This is a genomic window from Comamonas odontotermitis, from assembly GCF_014207855.1.
Taxonomy (GTDB): domain Bacteria; phylum Pseudomonadota; class Gammaproteobacteria; order Burkholderiales; family Burkholderiaceae_C; genus Comamonas; species Comamonas odontotermitis_A.
The window spans coordinates 92,181-115,624 of the sequence record NZ_JACHKZ010000001.1; the positions used below are offsets into that span (position 1 = coordinate 92,181).

The 23,444-nt window shown below is 62.3% G+C and carries 23 protein-coding genes; 7 read left to right on the forward strand and 16 right to left on the reverse strand.

The genetic code is table 11. From position 1 onward, the window contains the following. The first annotated feature begins 83 nt into the window (after positions 1 to 83). Positions 84 to 1,199: a uroporphyrinogen decarboxylase gene (hemE, locus tag HNP33_RS00385; RefSeq protein WP_184704117.1), complete on the forward strand. Its 1,116-nt coding sequence runs from the start codon at positions 84 to 86 to the stop codon at positions 1,197 to 1,199. 70 nt (positions 1,200 to 1,269) lie between these two features. On the opposite strand, the gene HNP33_RS00390 is transcribed toward hemE, so the two are convergent. From HNP33_RS00390 to HNP33_RS00420, 7 genes are all read right to left on the reverse strand, one after another. Continuing rightward, positions 1,270 to 1,836: a histidinol phosphate phosphatase gene (locus HNP33_RS00390; protein WP_184704120.1), complete on the reverse strand. Its 567-nt coding sequence runs from the start codon at positions 1,834 to 1,836 to the stop codon at positions 1,270 to 1,272. A gap of 171 nt (positions 1,837 to 2,007) precedes the next feature. Then, positions 2,008 to 4,140 (reverse strand): glycine--tRNA ligase subunit beta, encoded by a 2,133-nt coding sequence (gene glyS, locus HNP33_RS00395; protein WP_184704122.1) that lies wholly within the window; start codon positions 4,138 to 4,140, stop codon positions 2,008 to 2,010. After that, a complete protein-coding gene (locus HNP33_RS00400) occupies positions 4,140 to 4,670 on the reverse strand; it encodes a metal-dependent hydrolase (protein WP_184704124.1) in 531 nt (176 codons plus the stop codon). The genes glyS and HNP33_RS00400 overlap by 1 nt, the downstream gene beginning before the upstream one ends. 17 nt (positions 4,671 to 4,687) lie before the next feature. Beyond that, positions 4,688 to 5,611: a glycine--tRNA ligase subunit alpha gene (gene glyQ, locus HNP33_RS00405; protein ID WP_184704126.1), complete on the reverse strand. Its 924-nt coding sequence runs from the start codon at positions 5,609 to 5,611 to the stop codon at positions 4,688 to 4,690. Positions 5,612 to 5,903: 292 nt separating this feature from the next. Then, positions 5,904 to 6,230 carry a hypothetical protein gene (locus HNP33_RS00410; RefSeq protein WP_184704128.1) on the reverse strand — a complete coding sequence of 109 codons (327 nt, stop codon included), beginning with the start codon at positions 6,228 to 6,230 and terminating at the stop codon, positions 5,904 to 5,906. A 103-nt stretch (positions 6,231 to 6,333) separates the two neighbouring features. Further along, the gene (locus tag HNP33_RS00415) at positions 6,334 to 7,440 is read right to left on the reverse strand and encodes a CaiB/BaiF CoA transferase family protein (protein ID WP_184704129.1); all 1,107 of its coding nucleotides are present in this window, start codon (positions 7,438 to 7,440) and stop codon (positions 6,334 to 6,336) included. Between the two features lie 86 nt (positions 7,441 to 7,526). Continuing rightward, positions 7,527 to 8,306, reverse strand: a complete 780-nt coding sequence (locus HNP33_RS00420) for an IclR family transcriptional regulator (protein ID WP_184704131.1) — start codon at positions 8,304 to 8,306, stop codon at positions 7,527 to 7,529. Positions 8,307 to 8,485: 179 nt separating this feature from the next. On the opposite strand from HNP33_RS00420, the gene HNP33_RS00425 reads away from it, so the two are divergent. Together HNP33_RS00425 and HNP33_RS00430 are read left to right on the forward strand one after the other, a co-directional pair. Next, positions 8,486 to 8,890, forward strand: coding sequence for a hypothetical protein (locus HNP33_RS00425; RefSeq protein WP_184704133.1), 405 nt, complete (start codon positions 8,486 to 8,488; stop codon positions 8,888 to 8,890). Continuing rightward, entirely contained in the window at positions 8,878 to 9,210 is a 333-nt protein-coding gene (locus HNP33_RS00430) for a YnfA family protein (protein ID WP_184704136.1), read from the forward strand. Before HNP33_RS00425 ends, HNP33_RS00430 begins: the two co-directional genes overlap by 13 nt. 69 nt (positions 9,211 to 9,279) lie before the next feature. On the opposite strand, the gene HNP33_RS00435 is transcribed toward HNP33_RS00430, so the two are convergent. The 5 genes from HNP33_RS00435 to HNP33_RS00455 all read right to left on the reverse strand — a co-directional run bounded on the left by HNP33_RS00435 (position 9,280) and on the right by HNP33_RS00455 (position 13,535). Then, positions 9,280 to 10,401 (reverse strand): 3-deoxy-7-phosphoheptulonate synthase, encoded by a 1,122-nt coding sequence (locus tag HNP33_RS00435; protein WP_233464166.1) that lies wholly within the window; start codon positions 10,399 to 10,401, stop codon positions 9,280 to 9,282. 149 nt (positions 10,402 to 10,550) lie between these two features. Beyond that, entirely contained in the window at positions 10,551 to 10,868 is a 318-nt protein-coding gene (locus HNP33_RS00440; RefSeq protein WP_184704138.1) for a DMT family transporter, read from the reverse strand. A 306-nt stretch (positions 10,869 to 11,174) separates the two neighbouring features. Beyond that, the gene (locus HNP33_RS00445) at positions 11,175 to 11,687 is read right to left on the reverse strand and encodes a YegJ family protein (protein WP_184704140.1); all 513 of its coding nucleotides are present in this window, start codon (positions 11,685 to 11,687) and stop codon (positions 11,175 to 11,177) included. 73 nt (positions 11,688 to 11,760) lie between these two features. Continuing rightward, positions 11,761 to 12,249, reverse strand: coding sequence for a putative toxin-antitoxin system toxin component, PIN family (locus HNP33_RS00450; protein ID WP_184704142.1), 489 nt, complete (start codon positions 12,247 to 12,249; stop codon positions 11,761 to 11,763). Then, positions 12,246 to 13,535 carry a THUMP domain-containing class I SAM-dependent RNA methyltransferase gene (locus HNP33_RS00455; RefSeq protein ID WP_184704145.1) on the reverse strand — a complete coding sequence of 430 codons (1,290 nt, stop codon included), beginning with the start codon at positions 13,533 to 13,535 and terminating at the stop codon, positions 12,246 to 12,248. Before HNP33_RS00455 ends, HNP33_RS00450 begins: the two co-directional genes overlap by 4 nt. 234 nt (positions 13,536 to 13,769) lie before the next feature. Here HNP33_RS00455 and HNP33_RS00460 point away from each other — a divergent pair, with 234 nt between their 5' ends. Next, on the forward strand, positions 13,770 to 14,849 hold the full coding sequence (locus HNP33_RS00460; protein WP_184704147.1) for a serine/threonine protein kinase: 1,080 nt from the start codon (positions 13,770 to 13,772) through the stop codon (positions 14,847 to 14,849). A 211-nt stretch (positions 14,850 to 15,060) separates the two neighbouring features. Here the strand turns inward: HNP33_RS00460 and HNP33_RS00465 are convergent, their stop codons facing one another. From HNP33_RS00465 to htpG, 4 genes are all read right to left on the reverse strand, one after another. Next, positions 15,061 to 15,546, reverse strand: a complete 486-nt coding sequence (locus tag HNP33_RS00465) for a hypothetical protein (protein ID WP_184704149.1) — start codon at positions 15,544 to 15,546, stop codon at positions 15,061 to 15,063. Between the two features lie 141 nt (positions 15,547 to 15,687). Further along, positions 15,688 to 16,422: an exosortase H-associated membrane protein gene (locus HNP33_RS00470; protein WP_184704151.1), complete on the reverse strand. Its 735-nt coding sequence runs from the start codon at positions 16,420 to 16,422 to the stop codon at positions 15,688 to 15,690. A 99-nt stretch (positions 16,423 to 16,521) separates the two neighbouring features. Next, complete coding sequence (xrtH, locus tag HNP33_RS00475; protein WP_184704153.1) at positions 16,522 to 17,076, reverse strand: exosortase H; 555 nt, start codon at positions 17,074 to 17,076, stop codon at positions 16,522 to 16,524. Between the two features lie 445 nt (positions 17,077 to 17,521). After that, entirely contained in the window at positions 17,522 to 19,465 is a 1,944-nt protein-coding gene (gene htpG, locus HNP33_RS00480) for a molecular chaperone HtpG (RefSeq protein ID WP_184704155.1), read from the reverse strand. A gap of 404 nt (positions 19,466 to 19,869) precedes the next feature. Here htpG and HNP33_RS00485 point away from each other — a divergent pair, with 404 nt between their 5' ends. From HNP33_RS00485 to HNP33_RS00495, 3 genes are all read left to right on the forward strand, one after another. Beyond that, positions 19,870 to 22,038, forward strand: a complete 2,169-nt coding sequence (locus HNP33_RS00485; RefSeq protein WP_233464172.1) for an SdrD B-like domain-containing protein — start codon at positions 19,870 to 19,872, stop codon at positions 22,036 to 22,038. 133 nt (positions 22,039 to 22,171) lie between these two features. Next, positions 22,172 to 22,780: a hypothetical protein gene (locus HNP33_RS00490; RefSeq protein ID WP_184704159.1), complete on the forward strand. Its 609-nt coding sequence runs from the start codon at positions 22,172 to 22,174 to the stop codon at positions 22,778 to 22,780. A gap of 5 nt (positions 22,781 to 22,785) precedes the next feature. After that, a complete protein-coding gene (locus HNP33_RS00495; protein WP_233464173.1) occupies positions 22,786 to 23,439 on the forward strand; it encodes a hypothetical protein in 654 nt (217 codons plus the stop codon). Positions 23,440 to 23,444 lie beyond the last annotated feature (5 nt).

Below are 23,444 nucleotides of genomic sequence, written 5' to 3' on the forward strand. Positions count from 1 at the left end.
CGATTAGCCCTATGCCATGAAGGCGGTACCCACAGTCAGGTTCTCCCCTGGGCGCTCTGTGCCGCTGGGCGACAATCGAGCCCATGAGCACGACTTTCGCCCCCCTGCAGAACGACACCTTTTTGCGCGCCTGCCGCCGCCAGGCCACCGACTACACGCCCCTGTGGCTGATGCGCCAGGCCGGCCGCTATCTGCCCGAGTACAAGGCCACGCGCGCCAAGGCGGGCAGCTTCATGGGCCTGGCCACAAATGTGGACTACGCAACCGAAGTCACCCTGCAGCCGCTGGAGCGTTTTCCGCTCGACGCAGCCATCCTGTTCTCCGATATCCTGACCGTCCCCGATGCCATGGGCCTGGGCCTGTCGTTTGCCGAAGGCGAAGGCCCGCGCTTTGCCAGGAACGTGCGCGACGAGGCCGCAGTCGCAGAACTGGCCGTGCCCGACATGGACAAGCTGCGCTATGTGTTCGATGCCGTCACCAGCATCCGCCGCGCGCTGGATGGCCGCGTGCCGTTGATCGGTTTTTCCGGCAGCCCCTGGACGCTGGCCTGCTACATGGTCGAGGGCAAGGGCAGCGACGACTACCGCCAGGTCAAATCGCTGATGTACGCGCGCCCCGACCTGATGCACCGCATTCTCGAAGTCAACGCCGACAGCGTGGCAGCGTATCTGAATGCGCAGATCGACGCGGGCGCGCAGGCTGTGATGATTTTTGACAGCTGGGGCGGCGTGCTGGCTGACGGCATGTTCCAGCAATTCAGTCTGGCCTACACCAAACGCGTACTCAGCCAGTTGAAGCGCCACGGCACCGATGGCCAGGATGTGCCCCGCATCGTCTTCACCAAGGGAGGCGGCATCTGGCTGCAGGACATGAACGCACTAGATTGCGAAGTGCTGGGCCTCGACTGGACGGCCAACCTAGGCCATGCGCGCGCCATCGTTGGTGGCGCAGCAGGCGGCCCGGGCAAGGCGCTGCAAGGCAATATCGATCCGAACGTGCTGTTCGCTCCGCCCGAGCGCATTGCAGAGCAGGTGCAGGCGGTGCTCAGCAGCTTTGGCAAGCCGCACACCGATAGCGCCACCACCGGCCCCACCCACATCTTCAACCTGGGCCATGGCATCAGCCAGTTCACGCCGCCCGAGCATGTGGCGGCGCTCGTTGAAGCGGTGCACAGCCAGTCGCGCGCCATGCGCAGATAAAGCAGCGCCCGCTTCAGCAACAAGCCCCGCCATGCGGGGCTTGTTTTTGGTCTTTGATACAGCAGCAGGCTTATGCTGCGGCCAACTGCGACGGGGATCTGGGCGGCTGCCAGTGCAGCAGGACCTCGGTACATTGGGCCAGGGTGGCGTGCTGCGCGGCCTGCGCTGAAGGGCATTGCGGGTGTGCGGCCGCATCGGCAGGTGCAATCCAGTGCAGGCAGGCGCCCAGGCTGGCCGCTGCCTGCAGCAGCTCGGTGCTGCGGGCCACGACGGCAACCTTGCCGGCTTCGGTATTGAACCGCTCCGTGATCTGACGCAGCAAGGCGGCCTGCGGTGCCCAGCAGTCGCAATGGTCCTCGGGGGCATGCGGGCAGAAGAAGACGGCATCGACCTTGGCACCCACCATGGCCAGGTCCTTGTACATCTGCCGGTGGTAGTCGTTGAGCGCAGCGCAATCGTACAGACCGCGCTCCAGGCCAGGCTGGTTGGCCACCAGCACCACATGCCAGCCCGACAGGTTGAGCCGCGCAATGCCGCTGGCGGCATCGGGCAGTACATGCCAGTCGTGGTGGCCGGTGAGCTGTCCCGTGACCGGCTGACCAACGATACCGTCGCGCTCGATGATGGCGAGTTTCATAACCGTCCCCTTATTGTCCCGATCTCCGCAAATCCGGCCCTGGCAACCCGTGGCGCCAGCAGAGCGCTCGGTCTGCCTCCCTCGTTTGCGCAAATCCTCATCATTGTTGCCTGCCGCCGCAAGGGACGGCTGCAGGCGTCTGACCCGCTGGAAACCAGTGTACCCAGAGAATCAGGCGGCGACCAGACGGGACAGATCGGCCACGCGGTTCATCGCATCGTGCAGGGTTGCCAGCAAGCCCAGGCGGTTGGCCTTGAGCGCCGGGTCTTCCGCGTTCACCATCACGTGCTCGAAGAAGGCATCGACCGGGGTGCGCAAGGCGGCCAGAGTCTGCAGGCTGGCGGTGTAGTCGCCCGCAGCAAACTGGGCATTGGCCTTGGGGGCCACGGTCTGCAAGGCGGCGTACAGGTCTTTTTCGGCCTGCTCCTGCAGCACGGCTTCGCTGACATTGGGGCTGACGGGGGCGTCCGCCTTTTTCAGGATGTTGCCCACGCGCTTGTTGGCTGCGGCAAGCGCAGGCGCCTCGGGCAAGGCGGCAAAGGCGCGCACGGCTTCGAGGCGCTTTTGCACATCGGCAAGGCGCTGTGGGCGGTGGGCGAGCACGGCATCCACTTCCTGCGCACTGAAACCTTGTTCACGCAGGCTGCCGGCCAGGCGGTCGTAGATGAAGTCGGAGAGCGCGGGCGTAGCATCTTCGATCTTGTCGCCAAACGCAGGCAGTGTGCTCACCAGCAAGGTGTCCAGATCCAGCGGCAGGTCCTTTTCCACCAGCATGCGGATCACGCCCAGCGCATGGCGGCGCAGTGCAAACGGGTCGCGGTCGCCGGTGGGCAGGTTGCCGATGCCGAACATGCCGACCAGGGTTTCCAGCTTGTCGGCCAGCGCAACGATCACGCCCACCTCGCCGCGCGGCAGCTCGTCGCCAGCAAAGCGGGGCTTGTAGTGGTCTTCAATGGCATCGGCCACTGCCACGTCGAGCTTGTCGTTGAGCGCGTAGTAGCGGCCCATGGTGCCCTGCAGTTCCGGGAACTCGCCCACCATGTCGGTCACCAGATCGGTCTTGGCCAGCAATGCGGCCTGGTCTACCTGCTTGCCCAGTGCCGTGGCGCCCAGTTGCTGGGCAATGCTCTTGGCGATGGCGCGCACGCGCTGCACGCGCTCGCCCTGCGTGCCCAGTTTGTTGTGGTACACCACCTTGGCCAGGAGCGACGCGCGCGATTCCAGTGTCTTCTTGCGATCCTGGTCGAAGAAGAATTTGGCATCGGCCAGGCGCGGGCGCACCACGCGCTCGTTGCCGCCGATCACCGCCGATGCATCTGCCGGGGTGATGTTGCTGACGACCAGGAACTGGTGGGTCAGCTTGCCAGCAGCATCCAGCAGCGGAAAGTACTTCTGGTTGGCCTTCATGGTCAGGATCAGACATTCCTGGGGAACGTCCAGAAACTCCTTCTCGAACTGGCAGACCAGCACATTGGGGCGCTCGACCAGCGCGGTCACTTCGTCCAGCAATGCTTCATCTTCGATGGCCCGGACGCCTCCGCCCACACGCTCGGCAGCTTCTTTGAGCTGGCGGGCGATGGTGGCCTTGCGTTCATCGAAGCTGGCGATCACAGCGCCCTGCTCTGCCAGGGTCTGCGCATAGCTGTCGGCGTTGGCGATCAGCACCGGGTCGGCCAGTGCTTCAAAGCGGTGGCCGTGCGTGGTGTTGCCCGCCTTCAGGCCCAGGGCTTCGATGGATTCCAGCACCTGCGAGCCGTGCAACGCCACCAGGCCGTGCGCGGGGCGCACGAACTGCACGCTGCTCCAGCCGGGCAGCTCGCAGTTGTTTTCAAGCTGGTAGGTCATGACCTTGGGGATGGGCAGCTTGGCAATCGCTTCGGTCAGCGCTTTCTGCAGGCCTTCGGCCAAGGTGGCGCCAGCGACGGTGCTGTCGTAGAACAGCGCCTCGGCCTTGCCGTCGGGCGCGCGCTTGAGCTGTGGCACGGCAGCCGCATCGGCACCCAGTGCGGCCAGCTTCTTGAGCAGCGCGGGCGTCGCCTGGCCGTCAGCCGTCAGGCCCACAGTCACGGGCATCAGTTTTTGCGACACCTGCTTGTCGGCAGCGCGGGGCAGCACATCGGTGATGTGGGCAGCCAGGCGGCGTGGCGACGCGTAGGCGGTCAGCTGCGAGGCGTCGCCTGCCAGGCCCTGCGCGCGCAGTTGCGCAAGCAGCACCTGGGCAAATGCTTCGCCCAGCTTTTTGAGCGCCTTGGGAGGCAGCTCTTCAACAAACAGTTCGACCAGAAGATTGGGAGAGGAAGTCATCAGGATTTCCGGGTATGGCGCAACGCAAAGATGGACAGGCCGATGGTCAGCAGTGGGAACCATACGTTGTAGAGTTCACTGACCATCACCTGCACGCCGCGCTGCGAGAAAAAGCGGTCCGCCAGGATGGGCGACACGGCAATCGGCCGCCACGGACTGAAAAAACGTTCACTGGTAAAAGGCCACCACAGCGCGATGCCGCTGCCCCCGGTGGTCATCATGTCCAGCAGGGGGTGCGACACCGTGCAGGCGAACAGCCACGCAAAGCCGGCAATGCGCGGCACCTTCCACCATTTGGCCAGCAGCAGGCCGAGGATGCCCATCAGCGCGGCAAACAAGGCGGTGTGGGTAAAGCCACGGTGGCCCCACATGCCCAGTCCCTGCCAGCCAAACTGGTGGGGAATACCATCAAAATCCGGCACGATGGCAGCCAGGCACCCCACCAGCAGCATGCTGGGCGGCACACGGCGGCTGCCCAGCGCCAGCGCTGCAGCAACCGGAACGGCAACATGCGTGAAGATGGTGGGCATGGCGGCGGCTTAAAAGATCAGGCTGCGGCCTTGGCGGGGATCTGCGCCACCCACTCGCGCGGCGCCATGGGGAAGCCCAGGCGTTCGCGGCTGTCGTAATAGCTTTGCGCCACGGCGCGCGCCAGGTTGCGGATGCGGCCAATGTAGGCGGCGCGCTCGGTCACACTGATGGCGCCACGGGCGTCGAGCAGGTTGAAGGTGTGCGCAGCCTTGAGCACCTGTTCATAGGCGGGCAATGCCAGTTGCGCTTCCATCAGATGCTTGGCCTGCTTTTCGTGCGCGGCAAACGCGGTGAACAGGAAGTCCGCATCCGAGTGCTCAAAGTTGTACGCAGATTGCTCCACCTCGTTCTGGTGGAACACATCGCCATAGCTGAGCTTGCGGCCATCGGTATCGACCGTCCAGACCAGGTCGTACATGTTCTCGACGCCCTGCAGGTACATCGCCAGGCGCTCCAGGCCGTAGGTGATCTCGCCGGTCGCGGGCTTGCAGTCGATGCCGCCCACCTGCTGGAAGTAGGTGAACTGCGTCACCTCCATGCCATTGAGCCAGACTTCCCAGCCCAGGCCCCAGGCGCCAAGGGTGGGGTTCTCCCAGTCGTCCTCGACAAAGCGGATGTCGTTCTTCTTCAGGTCAAAGCCTAGGGCTTCGAGCGATCCCAGGTACAGATCCAGGATGTTGGCCGGTGCAGGCTTGAGCACCACCTGGAACTGGTAGTAATGCTGGCCCCGGTTGGGGTTTTCGCCGTAGCGGCCGTCCTTGGGACGGCGGCTGGGCTGCACATAGGCAGCCTTCCAGGGCTCTGGGCCGATGGCGCGCAGGAAGGTGGCCGTGTGCGAGGTGCCCGCGCCCACTTCCATGTCATAGGGTTGCAAGAGCGCGCAGCCCTGGTCGGCCCAGTACTGCTGCAGCTTCAGGATGATTTGTTGGAAGGTCAACATGAGAATCTGGTGGTGATACAGTGCGCCGCCCCGCGCCTATGCGTTACGGCACATGGCGGCATGGCCCAGCTGCATGCAAGCACTGCGGCCTTAGAACAGGGTCTTAGCCCGCAAAGCGGTCAAAACCCTTGATTTTAGTGCTTTCGGGTGACGCCCGGGTGGCGATAGCCGAGTGGCGGCGTGCCGCACCCGGCAAGATGTGCACGATCAGATGATCAATCAACCGCCTGCGCAATACCTGCAACATTCATTACTTTATTTTTGATAGCAAAAACGGGATGAGAGGCAACACTCAGGAATCCATGTCCTTGCGCTGCTTGGGCGGCTCCATGGCGTTCTTGCGGCTGTTGCCGGCGCGGCCAGCCTTGCTCCAGTCGTAGGTTTGGCCGTCGGGCGTCTGGCCGTCTTCGACTGCGGCCACACCAATCTTTCCCACCATGTCGCGCAGCTCCGACGAAATCACCACATGCGCATTGCGCGCATCGCCGCGCAGTGTCTGGCACTGCGCCAGGGCCTCGCTCATCTGCTGGTCGGTGTAGGCAATGCAGCGGGGCTGCCAGCTGGCGTCGCCCTCTGTGTCGGGGTTGGTGTTGTGCAGGTAGAAGACGGCGATGCTCATGGTTCGGCGGCGATGCAAGGGGTGAGAACAGCAGGAACGTGTTCAAGCGCCTGTTGTACCGCATTACGGGGTGCATTGCAGGTGGATAGCAATCGGCCCATCCCTACCGCCAGCCCCCGCGCGCATCCCCGGCCTGTACCGCCGCCAGCACCGCTTCGGTATGCGCGCCTGCCGCGCACATGGCGTTGGTGGCGTAGGCGGTGCCGTCAAAGCGCGGTGCAGGCGCGGCCTGCAGAACGCCGCCCTGCTCGCCATATACGCCACGCGATTGCATGTGGGGGTGTTGAGATGCCTCCAGCGGGCTCAGTACTGCGCCAAAACATACATCGGTGCCTTCAAAAACCTGCTGCCAATGGCTGCGCGGCTGGGTGATGAAGATGGCCTGCAGGCGCGCGCGGCGCCGGGGCCACGCGGCCTTGTCCCATTGAGGCGTCGCAAAATCGGCGTCATCCGCCAGGCCCAAGGTATGCAGCAACAAGGTGTAGAACTGCGGCTCGATGCTGCCGATGGTGATGTGCGCGCCGTCGGCGCAGACATAGGTTTCGTAGAACGGCGCGCTGTCGTGGATGCTGGTGCCGCGTGTGTCGGTGACCACACCTTTTTGCCGGGCGCTCAGCGCCAGGTTCAGCATGTGGGCGGCGCCATCCACAATCGCGGCGTCCACCACAGTGCCACGGCCGGTCTGGCGCGCGTTGATGACGCCCGCCAGCAAGCCCGTCATCAGGTAGAGCGCACCGCCGCCGATATCGCCCACCATGGCGAACGATGACACGGGGCGCGCATCGGCGGGGCTGCAGCCCCACAGTGCGCCAGACAGCGCCGCGTAGTTGTTGTCATGCCCGGCGCGGGGGCTGAGCGGGCCGCTCTGGCCCCAGCCCGTCATGCGGCCATACACCAGCCGGGGGTTGACTGCCATGCATTCGGCCGGGCCCAGGCCCAGGCGCTCCATCACGCCCGGGCGCATACCTTCGATCAGCACGTCAGCGCCTTGCACCAGGGCCAGTACCAGGGCCTTGCCTTCGGGCGTCTTCAGATCAGCAAATACCGAGCGCTTGCCGCGGTTGAGCAGGTTGCCCGTGGGCGCGGCATGTTTTTCCTCGCGCACGATGGAGATCACATCGGCTCCCAGATCGGCCAGGTGCATGGCGCAGAACGGGCCGGGACCGAGGCCGCCGATTTCCAGAACCTTGATGCTGTCCAGTACTTTCATTCTGTCTCCGTATTTTTATAAAACCACCGTGCAGCGCCCATTTGGTGAGCGCAGGCAATAAATATCCAATCAATAGCACCATGCGCTCACACGCCTGTACCGCCCAGCACGGCTTCGACGGAGCGCACCAGCGTGATGAGGCGCGGGCCGATGTCGGTTTCCATCTGGCTGCTCTTGGGGTTGTACGAAGGCACCGATGCAGCAAAGACCCAGTACTCGCCATCCTGCGGCTTGGAGAGCGGCACGGCAATCGACTGGATTTCGCGGTGCAGATCACCATGGCTGCGGCAAAAGCCATGCTCGGCAAGGTCGCGCCGGGCATCATCAAGGCGCGCACGCAGTTGCGTGGCGCGCTCTGCATCGCGCGCTGCCAGATCGGCCAGATAGCTTTCACGCTGCGCCTGCGGCAAGGCCAGCAGGTAGGCGCGGCCCGTGGCGGTGCGTGAGAGCGAAATGCCCACACCGATCTCGGGCGCGAACAGCTTGTCTTCAATGCCCTTGGCCAGCTCCACCAGCACCAGCTCGCGGCCGCTGCCCACATTCAGCTGGATCTGGCCGCCCATGTAGTTGGCCAGCTCCTCCATCTGCGTGCGGGCAAACTGCCGCATCGTCATGCGCGCCAGCACGGGCGAGGCGAGGTTGAGCAGCGCTACGCCCGGCACGTATTTGGACAGGCGCTCCGAATAGCGCAACAGGCCCAGCTCGCACAGCGTCTCCGTCAGCCGGAACAGGGTGGGTTTGGGCAAACCCGTCAAATCCATCAGCTCTTTGCCGCTGAGTTCCTGGCGCTTGTTGTTGAAGCATTGCAAAATGCTGATGCCGCGCACCAAGGCGCTGACCAGCTTTCCATCCGCGTCAGAGTTCATAAATCCGTCAAAAAATTATCGATTACGAGACTTTTGTCTCACAAAAAATTCTAATCGGTATTTGTGACCTCCATTCCCATGGCTTGCCCTAGGGGAATGTGCCCAGTGCGAGTTCAGGGCCTGTGCGGATCAGATCTGCCACACAATGGCGGCACGGCCACTTCCATTCATTTCTGCCCATGAGCCTGAACAACCACGGCCTTCCCTCTCGCGTACCCGTCATCGCCGAACTGGGACGCCTGTTTGCCGACCCCGCAGTCCCTGATGCGGACAGGCAACAGGCACTGGATCTGCTGGTGCAGGACCATGCCGATCTGGACGACGTCGAAGCGCAATCGGCGCTCTGGGCCATCAGCCAACTCGGCCGCTGCGAAATGGCATGCCATGCGCTGCTGGACTGCGCCCCGGCGTGGCTCGCCCTCGCCGACACGGCGCAGCCCTTTCTGGACGCCTACGAGCAGGCCTGCGGCCCGCAGGTGTCGGTGGCGGCCAAACCTGCATTTGCCCGATTGCACACGCTGGCTGCGCACGATTCCGAGCTGGCCGCGCGCCTTCAAGACTTTGGCAAGCCATGCAACTTCTGACCACCACCGCCCTGTTCATCCTGACTGCGGTTGCCGAAATCGTGGGCTGCTATCTGCCCTACCTGTGGATCAAGGAAAAGGCGCCTCTGTGGGTGCTGGTGCCAGCGGCGTTGTCGCTGTGCGCCTTTGTCTGGTTGCTGACCTTGCATCCCACGGCGTCAGGCCGCGTTTATGCAGCCTATGGCGGCGTGTATGTCACCGTGGCCATTGCTTGGCTGTGGCTGGTGGACGGCGTGCGCCCCAGTGCCTGGGATGCCGCAGGCGTGGCGCTGTGCCTGGCGGGCATGGCCATCATCATGGTGGGCGCTGCCCAGCGGTAACCGCAATACCAGCAATACCAGTGAGAAGACGGCAGTGTCTTCTCCGCCAGCGCCACAACCCGTCTACTTTCAGATTGTCCGACGCGCGCGCACCGCCTGCGCCAGCTGCTGCAGCACGGGAATCGTCTGCTCCATGCTGATGCAGGCGTCGGTCAGCGACACGCCATATTGCAGCTCCTGCCCTTCGACAATGTCCTGCCTGCCTTCGTGGAGGTGGCTCTCGATCATCACGCCGGTGATGCGCTGGTCGCCACCGGCCACCTGCTGTGCCACATCGGCTGCCACGTCGATCTGGCGGCGGTGCTGCTTGCTGCTGTTGGCGTGCGACAGGTCGATCATCACTTGCGGACGCAGGCCCGATTTTTCGAGCAGTTCGCAGGCCGATTGCACATGGGTTGCGTCGTAGTTGGGCGCCTTGCCGCCGCGCAGGATGATGTGGCAATCCTGGTTGCCGCGCGTCTCGAAGATGGCGCTTTGGCCCATCTTGGTCATGCCCATGAAGGCGTGCGAGGATTGGGCAGCCAGAATGGCGTCGCTTGCCACCTTCACGCCGCCATCGGTGCCGTTCTTGAAGCCCACGGGGCATGACAGGCCGCTTGCCAGCTGGCGGTGGCTCTGGCTCTCGGTGGTGCGCGCGCCAATGGCGCCCCAGCTGACCAGATCGCTGATGAACTGCGGCGAGAGCAGATCGAGAAACTCGGTTCCCGCAGGCAGGCCCAGCGCGAGCACATCAAGCAGCAGGCGGCGCGCCAGCTCCAACCCCTCGTTGACGGCAAAACTGCCATCGCGGTATGGATCGTTGATGTAGCCCTTCCAGCCCACCGTGGTGCGAGGCTTCTCGAAATACACGCGCATGACGATCAGCAGATCGTCCTTCAACGCATCGGCCTGCAGCTTGAGCTGGCGGGCGTATTCCATGGCCTGGTCGTGGTCGTGGATGGAGCAAGGCCCCACCACCACGATCAGCCGGTCGTCCTGTCCATGCAGAACGCGCGAGATGGCGGCGCGGCTCGATTCCACCAGATGGGATGCCTCATCGGGGATCGGCAGCCACTCCTCCAGCAGCGCAGGCGTGAGCAGCGGGCGCACGATCTTGATGCGCGTGTCGTCAATGCGGGTTTTGTCCAAAGTGGTCAGCCGCGACGCATGCTTGCGTTGCGCCGCCGTTGCAGAAGTAGAGGCGTCAGTCATCCCGCCATTGTCGCAGCCCGCACAATCGCACCGAACCTGCGTCTGGTTTGCACCGCATGCATCGGAGCTGCGGCCATACACCAGTCTTCTTGGAATTGCTATACAAAAGAGAGCTACAAGCGCTTTATGGTAAAGCGCTATCCGCCGTTTCAGCTGGAAGATATCTTCATCAGCACCAATCCTGCCACGATCAGCACGGCCGCCGTCATGCGCATGGCCGACAGCGCTTCGCCCAGCACCAGCACACCCACGATGAACGAGCCGACCGCGCCGATGCCCGTCCAGATGGTGTAGGCCGTGCCCAGCGGCAGGCTGCGCATGGCATAGGCGAGAAGCCCGAAGCTGGCAGCCATCGCCACCAAGGTAACGGCGCTGTACTTGAGGTTGGAGAAGCCGTGTGACTGCTTCATGGTGTAAGCCCACAGCACTTCCAGAACACCCGCCACCAGCAAAGCAAACCAAGCCATATTGCACTCCTGTCGTGTTGAGAACCGACAACACAACCCAGCAAATCGCAGATTTGCGGTTGAGCTGAGACGCCGGGCCGCGTTAGGCGAAGCAACGACGTACAAGGGTTGTGTTAGCGGGTCTGAATGGCCAGGCCGTCCCGGCGGTAGTGCGCATCGCAGCGATGCTGTTACAGGGCCGTCCCTGTGCACGAAAGTGTGTCTATGCTAGCGCCACTTCCAGATTCACACCCTCAGCGGCCCCAAAACCGCCGATGGCCTGGGTGGTTGCCGCGCAACAGCGGCACACTCCGGGGATCTGTGCGCTCAATGGTCGCAGCGCAGGCCGTATTGCTTCTTGAAGGCTTCGGCCTCCGCAGCAGGTTCCTTGGACAGCAATGCGCACGCGGTGTAGTTGCCCATCATGCGTCTTTTGCCTGCATCCATGTACATCCAGTCGACGATCTGTGACTGCTTGAAGCTGATTTTCTGGCCCGGGCGGTAACCGCGCACCATGCGCGGGGTGTTGGCCAGCGTCGCGGTGAATTGATCACCCTTTTGTACGAAGTCGCTCATCCAGAAGTACTCGGTACCGCTACCGTCTGTCAGACCTACCTTGAGCGCATAGCCACTGGTGCCTTCTTTCGGATTGGCAGCTTCACGCAAAAAATCTGGCAGCGTTTTTTGTGCCAGGGCAAATGCCTTTTGCATGGCAGGGTCGGCATCTGCCATCAGGGTGATGTCATCCCGCTCCGCCTTGTTTGAAATACTTTTGGCCTGTACGCAAGGCCCGGCAAAAATGAGTGCCATTGCTGCACCGATGAACCATTGCTTCTTCATGCAAGACTCCTGACTTTGGTCAACTGGCAATAGCGTATTCGAGCTGTGCACGGCCGGCAAGACCGCGCAATAGCTACGCCACAACAGGTACGGGCTCCAACAGCACGATATTGCCCACCGTCGCGCCGTAATAGGTCGCCACTCGCTTGCGCTGCTTGAGCACGGCCTTGTCCTTGCTCACGAGTAGCGCCTGATGCTGGCTGGCCAGGTCCAGGAAATGCTGGTCGTCCGGGTCGGTGCAGGTAAAGCGGATCTTGGGCGCTTCTGCCACGTATTGCACGGCGGCGTCGAAGGCCGCCATCACGCCTTCGGGGGTCTTGCCGTAGAAGCTGACGCGCGGCGCGATCTGGCTGTAATGCAAAACGCGCTCCAGCTCGGTACGCTGGGCCTGGTCGGCAATCCAGCGCAACTGGCCCTGGGCCACGAGTTCGCGGATGGGCGGAATGTGCGGGTCGTCGAAGATCAGCATGTCCAGCACCACATTGGTATCGAGCACCACCGGGCGCGGCAGCGGGCCTGCATAGCCATCATTGCAGGCAGGCCACTTGAGCACGATTTTCATGCGCTGGGGCCTTCCGGCAAGCCCTGATCGCTCTCATTTTTGCGCTGCTTGACCGCGCCCCTCACCATGTCGAAGCGGAACAGACGGCACTCGATGGGGCCGTTCCACATCGGCGTGCGGCGCGACTCCTTGAGCCGCATCTTGCCGGGCAGCTTGAGGTCGGGCGTGAGCATCCAGGCGCTCCAGCCGCTGTAGTTCTTCTTCCAGTGGCTGGCCAACTGGCTGAAGAACTCGCCGCCGTCCTCGGTCTGCGCCGTTTCACGGCCTGCGCGCGCCACCTGGCCCATGCGCTCCTGCGCATTGCGGCCTGCGCTGCCGGCAGCGGCAATGCGCTCGCCATAAGGCGGGTTCAGCAGCATCATGCCGGGCTGATCACTCGGGGGCATGCGCTGCAGCGCATCGCCGCCGCGCAGCTGGATGGAGCCCGCCACGCCCGCGCGCTCGGCATTGCGCTGGGCAAAGTCGACCATACGGAAGGAAATGTCCGATCCGTAGATGCCTACCGGGCTCTCGGGCAGAATCGCCGCCTCGGCCTCGTCCAGCATCGCTTCCCAGACATGGCGCTGAAACGGCACGAGCTTTTCAAACGCAAAGCGGCGCAGAATGCCAGCGGGAATGCGCCGCGCGATCTGTGCGGCCTCGATCACCACGGTGCCGCTGCCGCAGCAGGGGTCGTACAGCGGCTGGGGATCATCGCCATGCGGATCCCAGCCGCTCGCAGCAATCATGGCAGCGGCCAGTGTTTCCTTGAGCGGTGCATCGCCCTTGTCCTCTCGCCAGCCGCGCTTGAACAGCGCCTCGCCCGAGGTATCGATATAGATGGTGGCGCCGTCTGTGGTCAGGTGCAGGTGCACGCGCACATCGGGGTGGTGCGTTTCCACGCTGGGACGCACGCCATTGCGCCTGGCGCGGAAGCGGTCGGCGATCGCATCCTTCACGCGCAGCGCAGCAAAGTTCAGGCTGGTCAGCGGGCTGTGCTGGGCCGTCACTTCGATCTTGAACGTCTCCTGGGGGGAGAACCAGATCTCCCAGGCCACCTCACTGGCGGCGCGGTACAGGTCGTTCTCGTTGCGGTACATGCTGTGCGACAGCTCGACCAGCACACGCTGCGCGAGGCGGCTGTGCAGATTGAGCAGCATGGCATCGCGCCACATGCCACGCAGCATCACGCCGCCCCGGCCCACGAGCAGGTCTTGCCCTGCAGCGCCGGTGATGGCATGGACTTCGTCGGCCAAAAAGCCCTCGACGCCAGCGGCGCAGGGCAAAAACAAATGCAATTGGTTCATAGAGAACCGCCAAGGATACGCGGTTGTTCCGGAATCCGCGCGGCCAGGCAGGAATGGCGGACTGCGCAGGCCGTGCTTTGGCAGGTGGAATGCGGCGCTGCCACCGTCCACACCATCAAAATTAATAGCAATCTGCGATAGAAGATATTGCTCAAAAAGCATATTTTTTAGCAATACCATGGATCACACCCCGGATTACTGATACCGGCAGCCAGTCGGCAGACAATGGCATCCATGCACTCCCACCATTTTGACGACGACACCCAGCCTGCCGCGCTATCCTCCACAAGCGCCAGCCAGCCGCCCCATGTCTACGCTGCACTCACACCCGATGTGGTGCTGGATGCGCTGGCGGGCGTGGGGCTGATGGGCGACGGACGGATGAACCCGCTCGCCTCGTACGAAAACCGCGTCTACCAGGTGTGGCTGGACGACGGCCGCAAGGTCGTCGCCAAGTTCTACCGCCCCGGCCGCTGGAGCGATGCCCAGATTGACGAAGAGCATGCGTTCTCGCAGCAGTTGACCGATGCCGAAGTGCCGGTGGTGGCGCCCCTCATCCTGAACGGCTCCAGCCTGCACCACTATGCAGGCTTCAGCTTTTCGGTGTCGCCCTGGCGCGGCGGGCGCCAGCCCGATCTGGACGACTGGGAAGTGCTGGAGTGGACGGGCCGCTTCCTTGCCCGCATCCACACCGTAGGCGCCGCCCAATCCTTTGTGGCGCGCCCGCACATCAATGTGCATGATTTCGGACTGGAGCCGCACGACTGGCTGATGCACCACCATGCGATTGCGCCTTCGCAGCGCACCGCCTGGAGTAACGCCTGCCTGCAGGCCATCGACAAGATTCGCCACATCATGGACGCCGGCAATGCGACCGGCCACTTTGCCGCAGGCCCCTGCCAAAGCCTGCGCCTGCACGGCGACTGCCACCCCGGCAACGTGCTGTGGGTGCCGCCCGATGAGGCCGGCGGCGGCCCCCATTTTGTGGATCTGGACGACGCACGCACCGGCCCGGCCGTCCAAGACATGTGGATGCTGCTGTCAGGCGACCGTGCCCAGCAGACAGCGCAGCTCTCTACCCTGGTTGAAGGCTACGAGCAGTTCCGCCCCTTTGACCGGCGCGAGCTCGTGCTGATCGAGCCATTGCGCACGCTGCGCCTCATCCACTACAGCGCCTGGCTCGCTCGCCGCTTTGATGACCCGATCTTTCCCATCCACTTTCCCTGGTTTGGCAGCGATGCCTACTGGCAAGAGCAAACCCAGTTGCTGCATGCGCAAATCGAGGCGATGGATGAAGAACCGCTGCACGTGTGATGCAGCCGGATAGGCCACTGATTCAAGGTTCCGAAAGACAGCAGGCGCCCAAATAACCAAGCGCCAGCAGCTGTCTATCTGATAGTGCTGCAAACCCGCCCCCCATCCGGTTGCCTGTGCAAGGCCCTGCGCGACTGGCCATGCGCCACAAGCACCCGCCCGCCATACCGTTACGGACGCATCGAATTATTGAAACGGATCATCCGCGGGTTCAGCACGCATTGCGGAATTTGCAGTCTGGCACCGGCTGGCCATCAGCTCCGCGCCATTGCACGGCGCCACCTTCGCCGTCTGGTGGTGCAGGCTGCGAGGGCAAAACCCCAGGTACAACCCGCCCCACCTCTGGCGCGGCAGTCGGCGCCTGTGCGCGTGCACCATCCGGGGATGCGGCAGCCGGGTCGTAAAGCACCGTGCCGGTACCCGCGCCTACGCCTACATTCGCTCCCCCCACCGAGGTGCCTACACCCACACCCGCATTGCCGGTGACCTGACCACTCTGGTTGACTCCCACACCCACGCCCACCGGGCCAACACCTGTGCCCACGCCTGCGCTGACTCCACCGCTACCCACCCCCACGCCTACCGAAAACGGGCCGACAGGAACGCCAACACCTATGTAGGGAGAGCAGCCAGAGAGAAAAAATGCGGCCAGTGCGCCCACGGCTGCAATACGCAACGCCAAAATCTGTTTGTGCATAGAACGGTATTTTTCCATCCCCTGGCGGACTGCCAGGCTGGTGAGGGAGCGGCAAGAGATCGGCGCTGGCGATACGCCCGCCTTCCACAACATCAAAATAAATAGCAGCCAGCGCTTGGCAGAACAATGTCCGCGTTTGCTTTACCGGTCATTGCGAGGTGGCAAGGTAATGCTGACGCTGTGTGAAATCTCCGGCCCCGTTTCTGCAGGGCGGATCACCTGCTCAGGAGGCGGAGGTGGTGGCGGCTTCACAATCATGGGCCTGGGGGCAATCCGGGGCTGGATGTTCTTCTTCCAGGCTTCCACCAGAACATCATTGACGAACTGGCGATCCATCCACAGCCACAGCAAAAACGGCACCAGGGTTGGCAGCACCAGACTGCCGAGCTGGTAGCCATAGGCCAGGCCTTCGAGTTGGCCCTGCGAGATTTTCAACAACCGCAGGTCAAGATTGGTTGCCAGCACCACCTGCATCAGCAGGCTGGTGCAGATGCTGAAAGCCTGAAACGGCAAGAGCACGATATAGCCCACAATGGCACGCCAGACCCGCCCCTTGCGCCAGGCGGCCAGCAGCAGTGCCAGAAAGATGGGAAAACCATAGGCATAGCGGCCCGGGTCTGCGTCCACCGAAATCTCCACCCATCGCCCGCCCGTCTGGGCGTTCGCGATGCCGACATTGGTATCCACCTCCATCTTTCCCGGAGAAATCTGCACCTGCTTGACCCAGCCGGATGCCAGATCTTCCAGCCCCTCCTTGGAGATGATGGCCACCGGATAGCTGATCCATGGAGACAGCCGAGTCCACACCGTGGTCAGCACGATGATGCCGACGAAAGCCAGCACGGCAAATCGCTGAATGGGGTTTAAGCGCTTCATCCCTCTTCCTGGTCTCTGGCTCTTGCTCTTGCTGATTGGGCAGAAAACACCGTTGCCCGGTTAAAACAAAGCCAGCAGTGCTTTGCTGCTGGCTCGCATTCAGGCCGCCACGGGCTCATTCGGTGCAGCGATGCTGCCCGAAGGCGGCGGGCTGTCCGAGCCATCATCGGCACGCTTGGCGCGCTGGCCTGCGCGCACCCACACCAGCCATACCACCAGCACGTCCAGCATGATGAGGGCCTGCCACAGGTATTCATGGGCAAAGTTGAAGGCGGTCATGTTCCACTGGCCCAGGTAGAACAGGCTGATCACGCGCACGATGTTGATGGCCTGCACCGCCACAAAGCCCAGCACCATTCCGATGATCTTGTGGCGCCAGGTGGAGGGAAACGCAAGAATGGCGGCAAACAGAACAATGCAAGCCTCGATGCCGTTACAGCCTGCCTCGATGGACACGCCAAAATTGGACGCATGGTTCCACAGCACCTTGCCCTCGGCGACGGCCGATTTGTCGAACCATGTCACCAAAAACGCGCAGATCTTGGCCAGCATGGCCGTCCACGGCTCCACCAGATGCTTTTGCACCCAATTGAGCATGTTGAGGCCAAACAAGGTGAGCTGTATGCCCAGAAAAACAAAAAAGAATCGAACCATCGTGATCGCCTGCCTTCACCCGGAGTGGGGACGCTTTCCATATCCTATATTGCTGCGCCGCGTGCTTTGCCGTGCCCAGGGACAGTGGCGCCAAGAATGCAAGAGTCCACTGCGGCGGCGGTCCTGCCTTGCGGCCAGCCTTGCAATCGGGCTTTCCATCCCGGCCAGCGGCGCGCACCTGCCGCTTGTCTCGCTCAGCAGCATCTTCTGGGGAGTAAATATAGCCCCGAAAGCGGTCTGCAGTGTCAATACACCTGTTAACAACTCATGCTACAGCGCAGCAATGCAACACCCGGCGGCCTCTTGGAACCTGTTCACTGCCCAGAAACCAACCGCTGCCGCCTTGCTGGCTGCTCACCCTTCAAAAAGAAAAAGGCAGCCCCGGCTCCTGATGAACGGGGCCGGGGCTGCCTCTGTGTCGTTGTGACAGGTTCAGCGCGAACGATCAGGCCAGCAGCGCATTCACCCGCTTGACGTAGGCAGCCGGGTCTTCCGGCAGGCCGCCTTCGGCCAGCACTGCCTGGTCAAACACAATTTGAGCCAAGTCATGGAAATGGACACTGCCGTCCAGCTTCTTGATCAGCGGGTGCTCGGGGTTCACCTCCAGCACCGGCTTGGACTCAGGCGCGGCCTGGCCAGCCTGCTTGAGCATACGGGCCAACTGCAGGCTCATGCCGCCATCCTGCACCACCAGGCACGCAGGCGAATCGACCAGACGGCTGGTGGCGCGCACATCCTCTGCCTTGTCCTTGAGCGCTTCTTTCAGCTTGGCAAGCACGGGCTTGAAGGCCTCGGCCGCTTCCTCGGCTGCTTTCTTCTCGGTCTCGTCCTGCAGCTTGCCCAGATCCACCGCGCCCTTGGCCACGGACTGCAGCGGCGTTCCGTCGAACTCGTGCACAAAATTCAGTGCCCATTCGTCCACGCGGTCGGTCATCAGCAGCACCTCGATGCCTTTTTTCTTGAAGACTTCGAGCTGCGGGCTGTTCTTGGCTGCGGCCAGGGTATCGGCGGTGATGTAGTAGATCGCGTCCTGGCCTTCCTTCATGCGGGTCTTGTAATCGGCAAACGAGGTCACGACACCGTCCTGGGTGGTCGAGGCAAAACGCAGCAGCTTGGCGATCCGGTCGCGGTTGGCCATGTCTTCGCCCAGGCCTTCCTTCAGCACAGCGCCAAATTCGGCGTAGAACTGGCTGTATTTGCCCTCCTTGGCCTTGTCTTCCTCGCTCACCACGTCGGTCACTTCGGCATCCGTGCCTGCTTCGTGCCTGTCGTGCTTGGCCAGGTCTTCCAGCATGGAGAGTACGCGCTTGACCGAACCATCACGGATCAGCTTCACATCGCGGCTTTCCTGCAGCAACTCGCGGCTCACATTAAGTGGCAGGTCGGCCGAATCGATCACGCCCTTCACAAACCGCAGGTACTGAGGCATCAGCGCCTCTGCATCATCCATGATGAAAACGCGCTTGACGTATAGCTTGATGCCAGCATGCTTGTCCCGCTGGTACAGATCGAATGGAGCCTTGGCAGGGATGTACAGCAGTTGCGTGTACTCGGTGTTGCCTTCGACGCGGTTGTGGCTCCAGGTCAGCGGATCTTCAAAATCATGGCTGATCGCCTTGTAGAAATCCTTGTACTGCTCGTCGCTGATGTCCTTCTTGGCGCGGGTCCACAAAGCATTGGCCTTGTTGACAGCCTCCCACTCGCCAGTCTTGACCATGTCCCCCGGCTGGTCGTTCTCGCCCTCCTTCCACTCTTCCTTTTCCATCAGGATCGGCAGACTGATGTGGTCCGAGTACTTGGCGATGATCTGCTTGAGCTTGTAGCCATTGAGAAACTCTTGCGCCTCGGGCCGCAGATGCAGGGTGATGCTGGTGCCACGCTCTTCACGGGTGATCTGCTCCACGTCGAAATCACCGGCTCCGCCACTGACCCAGCGCACACCCTCAGATGCAGCCACGCCTGCACGGCGCGATTCAACCGTGATCTTGTCGGCAACGATGAACCCGGAGTAGAAGCCCACGCCGAACTGGCCGATCAACTGCGAATCGGCCTTCTGGTCACCGCTGAGCTTTTCCATGAAGGCCTTGGTGCCGCTCTTGGCAATCGTGCCCAGGTTTTCAATGGCTTCCTGCTCCGTCATGCCGATGCCCGTATCCGTGATCGTCAGGGTCTTGGCTGCCTTGTCGAAGGAAACACGCACTTCCAGCTTGGGCTGATCGCCATAGAGGCTGGCATCGCCCAGTGCTTCAAAGCGTAATTTGTCGCAAGCGTCTGACGCGTTGGAGATCAACTCTCGAAGAAAAATCTCCTGGTTGGAGTACAGCGAATGTGTGACAAGGTGCAGCAGCTGCGCTACTTCGGCCTGAAAGGAGTGGGTTTGTTTTGTCATGAGGATGTCTCGTGTCAACAGAAATCAATCCGTCATATGGGCGCCATGGTTGGCGATTCAAGAGCCGAATATTCACCTCTATTGCTTATATAAAAAATCTATTTCAAAAACTGAATTTGTAACAATAATTAAAATTACAAATAACTTAATTGAAAAAGCAAGCTTCATTCTTCTTTACATAAGCACACATATCCTCCTGTCATCCTTTCTGACAAACTAATCGTTACGTATCAAATTGCATTTGGCGATTAAAGAATTGGAATGTAAATGGTTTCAAATGTAATCACTCAATATTACAAATGAAAGCATCTCATTTACAAATTGCTATCATCTGCCCCCGACCCGCTTCATACAGGGCCAGGGCAGCCTATTTACTGACATTCATTGCCAGCGTCTCTTCTGCCATGGCCCAGCCCGCCACCTCCTCCAGCGCCAATGCGGGCAATGCGCCCGGCATTGAGGCGATGACGCCCGCTGAAGCCGAGCAGGTACGGCTGCGGAAATTGATGGATGCGGCCCCTGCCGCCTATGAAGACCGGTTCATGAGCGCCGACGAAGTCAGCGCCCTGCGCTCCGGCGAGGCCGCCAGCGCAGAAGAGGCCCTGTCTCAACCAGAGGGCCTGCGCAGCTGGTCCGTGGAAGGTCGCATCGGCGCCGCCCAATCCAACAGCTCCGGCACAGGAAAACGTCAGGCCACCGAATACGGTCAGCGCATCGAATACCGCCAGCAGACCCTGAACTACGGCGAATGGGTTCTGCAAGCCGACGGACGCTCGCAGCATGGAGACCAGGATGCAGGAAACGGCATTGGCGCCCTGGGTTATGCCCGCGAGGCAAGCAGCCAGCGCATCACTTTGCGCAACCTGGGCATGCCCCTCACGCCCGGCGTGCTGGCCGACACTACCCTGGGCGATGCCTACAGCGAGCTGACAACAGGCCTCAGCCGCAACTACCGCCTCACGCTCGGCACCAGCACGGTGCGCGGTCTCTCGACCCGCATCTACGGCAGTGATTTCGATCTGCGCGCTGGCATGGGCGAGCGTGGCGATCTCCTGGGCGGACCGTATCCAGGCTTCGAAAAGAGCCAAGGCAGCATTGCATGGCTGGGCGCCACCCGGCGCCTGGGCGATTCTTGGTACGCCGCTGGCCAGATCGAGCAGGCACACCGCATTCCCGCCAGCTACTACAACCTGTTTACCGGCGAGGGCTCGGGCAGCAAAACTGTATCGAGCTGGGCCGCGGCAGTGGGCTACGGAGGCGAATTGCGGCAAGACGGTGATCTGCGCGCGCGCCTGACAGTCCTGGGCAGCAATACCTCCAGCGCAACACCCGGCACGGCAACAGGCGGCGCGCAGGGCCTGTACGTGGAGGCGGGAACAAAGCTCGGCCGCTTCCGCCATGAGTTCGGCGCCTACGTTTCCCGGCCCAATCTGTACTTTGGCGACTACCTGTTGCCTTCGGGCACCCAAGGGGCCTATTGGCGCGTGGACCACAGCGCTAGCCGCCTCAGCTGGGGCGGGGGGCTTGATTTCGAGCGCGTTCGCAGCAGCTCCGAGACGGCGCAGACCGGCTCCTCCCGCCTGGGAGCCAGCGGCAATGTGCAGTATTTCATCAACCGGGACAGCTCCATTGGCGGCAACCTCAACCTCTACCAGACCCGCTATGACGCAAGCGCCAATGCCAATGCCAATGGCCAGGCTGCGCTGGGCACGCAGCGCAGCATTTACGCCTACGGCTTCTACCAGACCCGCTTTTTCGGCTGGCCCCGCACACGCCTGAGCCTGACCGCGCGACGCAATGAGCAGATCGTCCTGGGCGATGGCGCCGCCACGGGCCGCGAAGTGCAATGGGAGCAGGACTGGATCACGGCGCGGCGCGAAACCATGCGCCCCGAACTCACCACCACGCTGGGCTGGGCCGACGACCGCAGCGGCGGCACGGCACACCAATACCCCACGGCCGGTGTGCAGGTACGTTACTGGGCCAGCAGTTCACTGAGCTTTTCGGGCAACCTGCGCTACACCTCGCAAACGGGTGGCCTGTACACCAGCCGAGGCCTGTCGGGCACCCTCTCGGCCGAGCAGGATCTGGGACACGGCTGGCGCCTGGGCTTTTCGGCACTGATCAACCAGGCGCGCGCCTCCACGGTGCCCCTGCCGAACTGGACCGGCCCCCTGGTCTATCGCAGCAATGACAAGACCGCCTACATCTACCTGCGCTGGGATGGCAGCACAGGCCGACCCTTTGCCGTGGCAGGTGGAATGCCCGGCACAGGGGCAGGCAGTGTCTCGGGCAATGTGTTCTACGACGCCAACCGCGATGGCCAGCGGCAGATTGGCGAAGGCGGGGTCACTGGTGTCGAGGTAGTGCTGGATGGCCGCTACCGCACGGTTACCGACCGCGAAGGCCGTTTCTCATTCCCGATGGTGGGCCAAGGCCGCCACCGAATCACTGTCACGCTCGACAGCGTGCCGCTGCCCTGGGGTGCAGCGGACGATGCCGGCGTGAGCGTCGATGTTCCGCTGCGTGGCGAAGCCAACGCCGAGATTCCCGTCATCAAGGTGGGGGAGTAGCCATGCAGCAGACCACGGGCTGACAAATGTGTAAACGGCAGTAAACCCCTGAGCTGCCGAGCACGTTGAGAGCCAGCCCTCCACCAGCGCATCTGCGCTTTTGCCAATCCCTTTGATAAAAAGGACTGTGAAAATGATTAACAAACTTATCAATCCCATTGCGCTGGGCACTGCTTTGATGCTTGCGTCTGCAGGTTATGCACTGGCCGACAGCCAATATGGCTACTCCACCAGCGGCACCAATGTCACGGCGCAGGCCAATGTCAAGCTGTCGGTGGCGGTGCCCAAGCTGATCCTGCTGCGTGTGGGCTCGACCAACGCCACGATCGACACCCTCAGCTGGAACACGACCTTCAGCATTCCTGCCGTCCCCACGGCGCCTGTGGTTGGCAACAACACCAATGTGGACTGGAGCGGTGCAGCGCCAACCTCGACGCTGAACACACCGGCAGCACTGACTGTCTATGCATGGACCAATGCAGGTACCGGCACCCTCACCTGCACAGCGCCTACCTGGACGCCTGCTGCTGGCGGCCCAGCGAACACGGACTTCACCGTGACCGTCACGGGCTCTTTGCCTCATCCAGGAACCAACCTGGCCTGCGGTGCTGCAAGCGCGACCATCCCCTCGAACTCGGTAGCCACGGGTACCTGGGCATACAGCCTGGCAAGTGCGTCCGCTGCCACCTGGAAAGCAGGCACCTACACGGCCCAGGTGACCTACACGGCCACCGGCGTCTGATGCGTATGCGTGCCGCAGCCCTCTTGACCGCAGCTCCGGAGCGGGTCCGCGCTCCGCTGGCTGCGGGGCTGGCGCTGCTTGCATGCGGCAGCACAGCCCCTGCCAATGCGGTCATCACCACTGTGACCGACACTGGCAGCACCTACGCCATTTCGCTACAGGTGGGATCATCCTCGGCCATCGATACTGTTCAATTCAACGTCACCGGCAACAATGTGGGCCTCACGCCAGCGCCGGTGACAGGGACACCTGCGATCGACATCTCCGTGGTTCCCACGCGACCGGCAAACTCCGACAGCGCCGCGCGCCCTGTCACCCTGCAGGTGGACTCCACCGCCGGCCTTACCTGCCAGAGCGCCAGCTGTGGCACCACCATCATCCCGTTCAACAAGATCAGCTGGACAGTGAGCAACTCCAGCGGCGGCAGCGCGGGCGACATCCAGAACGGCCAGTTCAACGGCGCGGCCAACCAGCAGATCGCCAGCTTCAATGCCAATGCCACCTATTGCTCGTTTCCCATCATCATTTTTTGCCTGAGCTGGGTCTACCAATCCAACACCATGAATGCCACGCGGCTGACATTCACCTACGCCAACGACGTCATCTACCCCGCTGGCTCCTACAAGGGTACGGTGTATTTCACCGCATCGATGCAGTGAGGATG

Coding starts and splice junctions, on each gene's coding strand:
- hemE (WP_184704117.1), top strand. CDS start 84: ATGAGCACGACTTTCGCCCCCCTGCAGAACGACACCTTTTTGCGCGCC.
- HNP33_RS00390 (WP_184704120.1), bottom strand. CDS start 1,836: ATGAAACTCGCCATCATCGAGCGCGACGGTATCGTTGGTCAGCCGGTC.
- glyS (WP_184704122.1), bottom strand. CDS start 4,140: ATGACTTCCTCTCCCAATCTTCTGGTCGAACTGTTTGTTGAAGAGCTG.
- HNP33_RS00400 (WP_184704124.1), bottom strand. CDS start 4,670: ATGCCCACCATCTTCACGCATGTTGCCGTTCCGGTTGCTGCAGCGCTG.
- glyQ (WP_184704126.1), bottom strand. CDS start 5,611: ATGTTGACCTTCCAACAAATCATCCTGAAGCTGCAGCAGTACTGGGCC.
- HNP33_RS00410 (WP_184704128.1), bottom strand. CDS start 6,230: ATGAGCATCGCCGTCTTCTACCTGCACAACACCAACCCCGACACAGAG.
- HNP33_RS00415 (WP_184704129.1), bottom strand. CDS start 7,440: ATGAAAGTACTGGACAGCATCAAGGTTCTGGAAATCGGCGGCCTCGGT.
- HNP33_RS00420 (WP_184704131.1), bottom strand. CDS start 8,306: ATGAACTCTGACGCGGATGGAAAGCTGGTCAGCGCCTTGGTGCGCGGC.
- HNP33_RS00425 (WP_184704133.1), top strand. CDS start 8,486: ATGAGCCTGAACAACCACGGCCTTCCCTCTCGCGTACCCGTCATCGCC.
- HNP33_RS00430 (WP_184704136.1), top strand. CDS start 8,878: ATGCAACTTCTGACCACCACCGCCCTGTTCATCCTGACTGCGGTTGCC.
- HNP33_RS00435 (WP_233464166.1), bottom strand. CDS start 10,401: ATGACTGACGCCTCTACTTCTGCAACGGCGGCGCAACGCAAGCATGCG.
- HNP33_RS00440 (WP_184704138.1), bottom strand. CDS start 10,868: ATGGCTTGGTTTGCTTTGCTGGTGGCGGGTGTTCTGGAAGTGCTGTGG.
- HNP33_RS00445 (WP_184704140.1), bottom strand. CDS start 11,687: ATGAAGAAGCAATGGTTCATCGGTGCAGCAATGGCACTCATTTTTGCC.
- HNP33_RS00450 (WP_184704142.1), bottom strand. CDS start 12,249: ATGAAAATCGTGCTCAAGTGGCCTGCCTGCAATGATGGCTATGCAGGC.
- HNP33_RS00455 (WP_184704145.1), bottom strand. CDS start 13,535: ATGAACCAATTGCATTTGTTTTTGCCCTGCGCCGCTGGCGTCGAGGGC.
- HNP33_RS00460 (WP_184704147.1), top strand. CDS start 13,770: ATGCACTCCCACCATTTTGACGACGACACCCAGCCTGCCGCGCTATCC.
- HNP33_RS00465 (WP_184704149.1), bottom strand. CDS start 15,546: ATGCACAAACAGATTTTGGCGTTGCGTATTGCAGCCGTGGGCGCACTG.
- HNP33_RS00470 (WP_184704151.1), bottom strand. CDS start 16,422: ATGAAGCGCTTAAACCCCATTCAGCGATTTGCCGTGCTGGCTTTCGTC.
- xrtH (WP_184704153.1), bottom strand. CDS start 17,076: ATGGTTCGATTCTTTTTTGTTTTTCTGGGCATACAGCTCACCTTGTTT.
- htpG (WP_184704155.1), bottom strand. CDS start 19,465: ATGACAAAACAAACCCACTCCTTTCAGGCCGAAGTAGCGCAGCTGCTG.
- HNP33_RS00485 (WP_233464172.1), top strand. CDS start 19,870: ATGGCCCAGCCCGCCACCTCCTCCAGCGCCAATGCGGGCAATGCGCCC.
- HNP33_RS00490 (WP_184704159.1), top strand. CDS start 22,172: ATGATTAACAAACTTATCAATCCCATTGCGCTGGGCACTGCTTTGATG.
- HNP33_RS00495 (WP_233464173.1), top strand. CDS start 22,786: ATGCGTGCCGCAGCCCTCTTGACCGCAGCTCCGGAGCGGGTCCGCGCT.